At 55.6% G+C, this 5,388-nt stretch carries 3 rRNA genes; all 3 read right to left on the reverse strand.

From position 1 onward, the window contains the following. Positions 1–198: 198 nt before the first annotated feature. Positions 199–316: ribosomal RNA gene (gene rrf / locus HMA55_RS11195) — 5S ribosomal RNA — on the reverse strand. 173 nt (positions 317–489) lie between these two features. Then, positions 490–3,572: ribosomal RNA gene (locus tag HMA55_RS11200) — 23S ribosomal RNA — on the reverse strand. Positions 3,573–3,962: 390 nt separating this feature from the next. Further along, a 16S ribosomal RNA gene (locus HMA55_RS11205) occupies positions 3,963–5,388 on the reverse strand; the annotation flags it as partial.

The raw sequence follows: 5,388 nt of genomic DNA on the forward strand, positions 1-5,388 counted from the left end.
GCCGGGCGGTGGTGGTCGAGTACCGCCCGGACCACGCGTGTGCTCGACCTGGGGTACTCGACCACCACCACACAATCAGCGCCGCCGCACACGCAACCCATTACCGGTTGCTTGCGGGGTGACCCGGTTGAATGGAATGTAAAAGCACCCGCCCACACCAGAAGTGGTGTGGGCGGGTGCATAAGTGTGAAGTTGTTGGGTCGGCGGTAACCTACTCTCCCACTCCCTCCCGGGGGCAGTACCATCGGCGCGGGCGGGCTTAGCTTCCGGGTTCGGAATGGGACCGGGCGTTTCCCCGCCGCTATCAACCACCGACACACCTTACAGGGGCATGCCGGCCACGACAAAGCGCAACGCGACTATGCAATTATTGTTGCTGGCCAACCACACTCGGGGTGGTTGGTGTGTTGTGTCAGTGACTGCACAGTGGACGCGAGTGAAACTTTGCTTGTGTTACGCGGTGTTCATACCCAAACACTGACATGTTTGGTGTTGGTGTTTATCGGTGTATTAGTACCGGTCGCCTCCACACATTACTGTGCTTCCAGGTCCGGCCTATCAACCCAGTAGTCTCCTGGGAACCTCAAATGAAACCTCATAACAGGCTTCCCGCTTAGATGCTTTCAGCGGTTATCCCTCCCGTACGTAGCCAACCAGCCGTGCTCCTGGCGGAACAACTGGCACACTAGAGGTACGTCCGTCCCGGTCCTCTCGTACTAGGGACAGCCTTCTTCAAGTTTCAACGCGCGCGGCGGATAGAGACCGAACTGTCTCACGACGTTCTGAACCCAGCTCGCGTGCCGCTTTAATGGGCGAACAGCCCAACCCTTGGGACCTACTCCAGCCCCAGGATGCGACGAGCCGACATCGAGGTGCCAAACCATCCCGTCGATATGGACTCTTGGGGAAGATCAGCCTGTTATCCCCGGGGTACCTTTTATCCGTTGAGCGACACCACATCCACAAGTAGGTGCCGGATCACTAGTCCCGACTTTCGTCCCTGCTCGACTAGTCAGTCTCGCAGTCAAGCTCCCTTGTGCACTTACACTCTAAACACCTGATTGCCAACCAGGCTGAGGGAACCTTTGGGCGCCTCCGTTACATTTTGGGAGGCAACCGCCCCAGTTAAACTACCCACCAGGCACTGTCCCCAACCCAGATCATGGGCCAAGGTTAGATATCCACTACGGTCAGAGTGGTATTTCAACAACGACTCCACCACCACTAGCGTGACGGCTTCTAAGTCTCCCACCTATCCTACACAAACCGCACCGAATGCCAATACCAAGCTATAGTGAAGGTCCCGGGGTCTTTTCGTCCTGCCGCGCGAAACGAGCATCTTTACTCGTACTGCAATTTCACCGGGCCTGTGGTTGAGACAGCAGGGGAGTCGTTACGCCATTCGTGCAGGTCGGAACTTACCCGACAAGGAATTTCGCTACCTTAGGATGGTTATAGTTACCACCGCCGTTTACTGGGGCTTAAATTCTCCGCTTCGGCATTACTGCCTAACAGGTCCTCTTAACCTTCCAGCACCGGGCAGGCGTCAGTCCGTATACATCAACTTAACCGTCTTCGCACGGACCTGTGTTTTTGATAAACAGTCGCTCCCCTCTCTTCTCTGCGACCCCAACCAGCTGCCGCACGATACGTGCTTGACCGGTTGAGGTCCCCCTTCTCCCGAAGTTACGGGGGCATTTTGCCGAGTTCCTTAACCACAGTTCACCCGCTCGCCTGAGTATGTTCTACCTGACCACCTGTGTCGGTTATGGGTACGGGCCGTACATGCACATCGCTAGAGGCTTTTCTCGGCAGTACAGGATCACCAACTTCACCCACAAAAGGGCTACGCATCACGCCTCACACACATTGACAACCGGATTTCACCTAGCTGTCGTGCCACACGCTTGCACCGCAATCCAATAAGCGGCTACGGCTACCTCACTGCGTCACCCCATCACTGACCTACAACGGATCAGGCCCCACGCATCACCACCAACCAACCATCCCAAAGGATGGCAACAGTTGACAGATCAGGGTGGTTAGTCTCACCGCTTCGATACTGGGCGCGCACATACGGGTACGGGAATATCAACCCGTTGACCATCGACTACGCCTGTCGGCCTCGCCTTAGGACCCGACTCACCCTGGGAAGACGAACTTGACCCAGGAACCCTTAGTCATCCGGCGGGCAAGATTCTCACTTGCCATTCGTTACTCATGCCTGCATTCTCACTCGCATGCAGTCCACCACTCCTTACGGTACGGCTTCACCCCACACACGACGCTCCCCTACCCAAACAAAACGTTTGCCGCGGCTTCGGCGGTGTGCTTGAGCCCCACTAAATTGTCGGCGCGGAACCACTCGACCAGTGAGCTATTACGCACTCTTTCAAGGATGGCTGCTTCTAAGCCAACCTCCTGGCTGTCTTCGCGATCCCACATCCTTTTCCACTTAGCACACCCTTAGGGGCCTTAGCCGGCGATCTGGGCTGTTTCCCTCTCGACTATGAAGCTTATCCCCCACAGTCTCACTGCAATGCACCACTATAACCGGCATTCGGAGTTTGGCTGACGTCGCTAAGATGATAGTCCCGCTCAACCAACCAGTAGCTCTACCTCCGGCAAGCTCACATCACGCTGCACCTAAATGCATTTCGGGGAGAACCAGCTATCACGGAGTTTGATTGGCCTTTCACCCCTACCCACAGCTCATCCCCTCAGTTTTCAACCTAAGTGGGTTCGCGCCTCCACAACCTCTTACAGCTGCTTCACACTGGCCATGGGTAGATCACCCCGCTTCGGGTCCAGGACATGCCACTTAAACCACCCTATTCGGATTCGCTTTCGCTACGACTACCCCACACAACGGGTTAACCTCGCGACATGCCGCTGACTCGCAGGCTCATTCTTCAAAAGGCACGCCATCACACACACAAAGGTGCTCTGACGGATTGTAAGCGCATGGTTTCAGGAACTCTTTCACTCCCCTCCCGGGGTACTTTTCACCATTCCCTCACGGTACTAAATCCACTATCGGTCACACTGAGTATTTAGGCTTACCGGGTGGTCCCGGCAGATTCACAGCAGATTCCACGAGCCCGCTGCTACTCGGGGAAAACATAGACCACACAACCACACATGCCTTCACGTACGGGACTAATCACCCTCTCCGGCGCACCATCCCAGATGCTTCCACTGACACGCGCAAATCATGCTCACAGTTGACAGCCTGCAAACGCCTACGCCCCACAACACCGCACACGCAACCCCTGCCAGGTATCACACGCACACGGTTTAGCCTCATCCGCTATCGCTCGCCACTACACACGGAATCACAATTGTTTTCTTCTCCTACGGGTACTGAGATGTTTCACTTCCCCGCGTCAACCCCCACACAGACTATGAATTCACCTGCAGGTAACACCACACAACTGGTGCTGGGTTTCCCCATTCGGACATCCTCGGATCAACGCTTTGTTGGCAACTCCCCGAGGCATAACGCAGCCTCACACGTCCTTCATCGGCTCAGCATGCCAAGGCATCCACCATACGCCCGTAACAAAACACACGGACACACAAACAATCAAGGTACAAACACCAAAACACAAAAAAAGAAAGATACTCGCGTCCACTATACAGTTCTCACACAACACAACCCCACCCCACCAGCGAAAAACACAACAGTGCACACCAGTAAAAAGCAGGGCCCAAGGACAAACCAATGCTGCCCCAGACACCCAACAGCGCACCAACATACTCCCATCACGCACATGGTCTAACCCACCAACACCACGCAAATGCACACCCACCGCGCAGCACAAGCACAACCATCCAAGCCGCACCCACACCACACACAGATGCATGACCACCCGGTAAAAAAACAACACAGTGGCAGCCGCACACACGGCGACTCAACCACCAACGACCCACAACTGTGGGCACAAACAAAAACTCCTTAGAAAGGAGGTGATCCAGCCGCACCTTCCGGTACGGCTACCTTGTTACGACTTCGTCCCAATCGCCGATCCCACCTTCGACAGCTCCTTTTAACAGGCCACTGGCTTCGGGTGTTACCAACTTTCATGACGTGACGGGCGGTGTGTACAAGGCCCGGGAACGTATTCACCGCAGCGTTGCTGATCTGCGATTACTAGCGACTCCGACTTCATGGGGTCGAGTTGCAGACCCCAATCCGAACTACGACCGGCTTTCAGCGATTAGCACACCCTCACAGGCTCGCAAACGCGTTGTACCGACCATTGTAGCATGTGTGAAGCCCTGGACATAAGGGGCATGATGATTTGACGTCATCCCCACCTTCCTCCGAGTTAACCCCGGCAGTCTCTTATGAGTCCCCAACCGAATTGCTGGCAACATAAGACAAGGGTTGCGCTCGTTGCGGGACTTAACCCAACATCTCACGACACGAGCTGACGACAACCATGCACCACCTGTACACCAACCACAAAGGGAAACCATATCTCTACGGCGATCTGGTGTATGTCAAGCCCAGGTAAGGTTCTTCGCGTTGCATCGAATTAATCCACATGCTCCGCCGCTTGTGCGGGCCCCCGTCAATTCCTTTGAGTTTTAGCCTTGCGGCCGTACTCCCCAGGCGGGGCGCTTAATGCGTTAGCTACGGCACGAACCCCGTGGAAGGGACTCACACCTAGCGCCCACCGTTTACGGCATGGACTACCAGGGTATCTAATCCTGTTCGCTACCCATGCTTTCGCTCCTCAGCGTCAGTTACTGCCCAGAGACCTGCCTTCGCCATCGGTGTTCCTCCTGATATCTGCGCATTCCACCGCTACACCAGGAATTCCAGTCTCCCCTACAGCACTCAAGTTATGCCCGTATCGCCTGCAGTCCCGCAGTTAAGCTGCGGGCTTACACAAACGACGCGACAAACCACCTACGAGCTCTTTACGCCCAGTAATTCCGGACAACGCTCGCACCCTACGTATTACCGCGGCTGCTGGCACGTAGTTAGCCGGTGCTTCTTCTCCAGGTACCGTCACAAATACGCTTCGTCCCTAGCGAAAGGAGTTTACAACCCGAAGGCCGTCATCCCCCACGCGGCGTCGCTGCATCAGGCTTGCGCCCATTGTGCAATATTCCCCACTGCTGCCTCCCGTAGGAGTCTGGGCCGTATCTCAGTCCCAATGTGGCCGTACACCCTCTCAGGCCGGCTACCCGTCGACGCCTTGGTAGGCCATTACCCCACCAACAAGCTGATAGGCCGCGAGCTCATCCCACACCGAAAAAACTTTCCACAATGGCATCCAAACCATCGTCCTATCCGGTATTAGACCCAGTTTCCCAGGCTTATCCCGAAGTGCAGGGCAGATCACCCACGTGTTACTCACCCGTTCGCCACTCGAG

Source organism: Corynebacterium wankanglinii (genome assembly GCF_013601005.1).
GTDB lineage: Bacteria > Actinomycetota > Actinomycetes > Mycobacteriales > Mycobacteriaceae > Corynebacterium > Corynebacterium wankanglinii.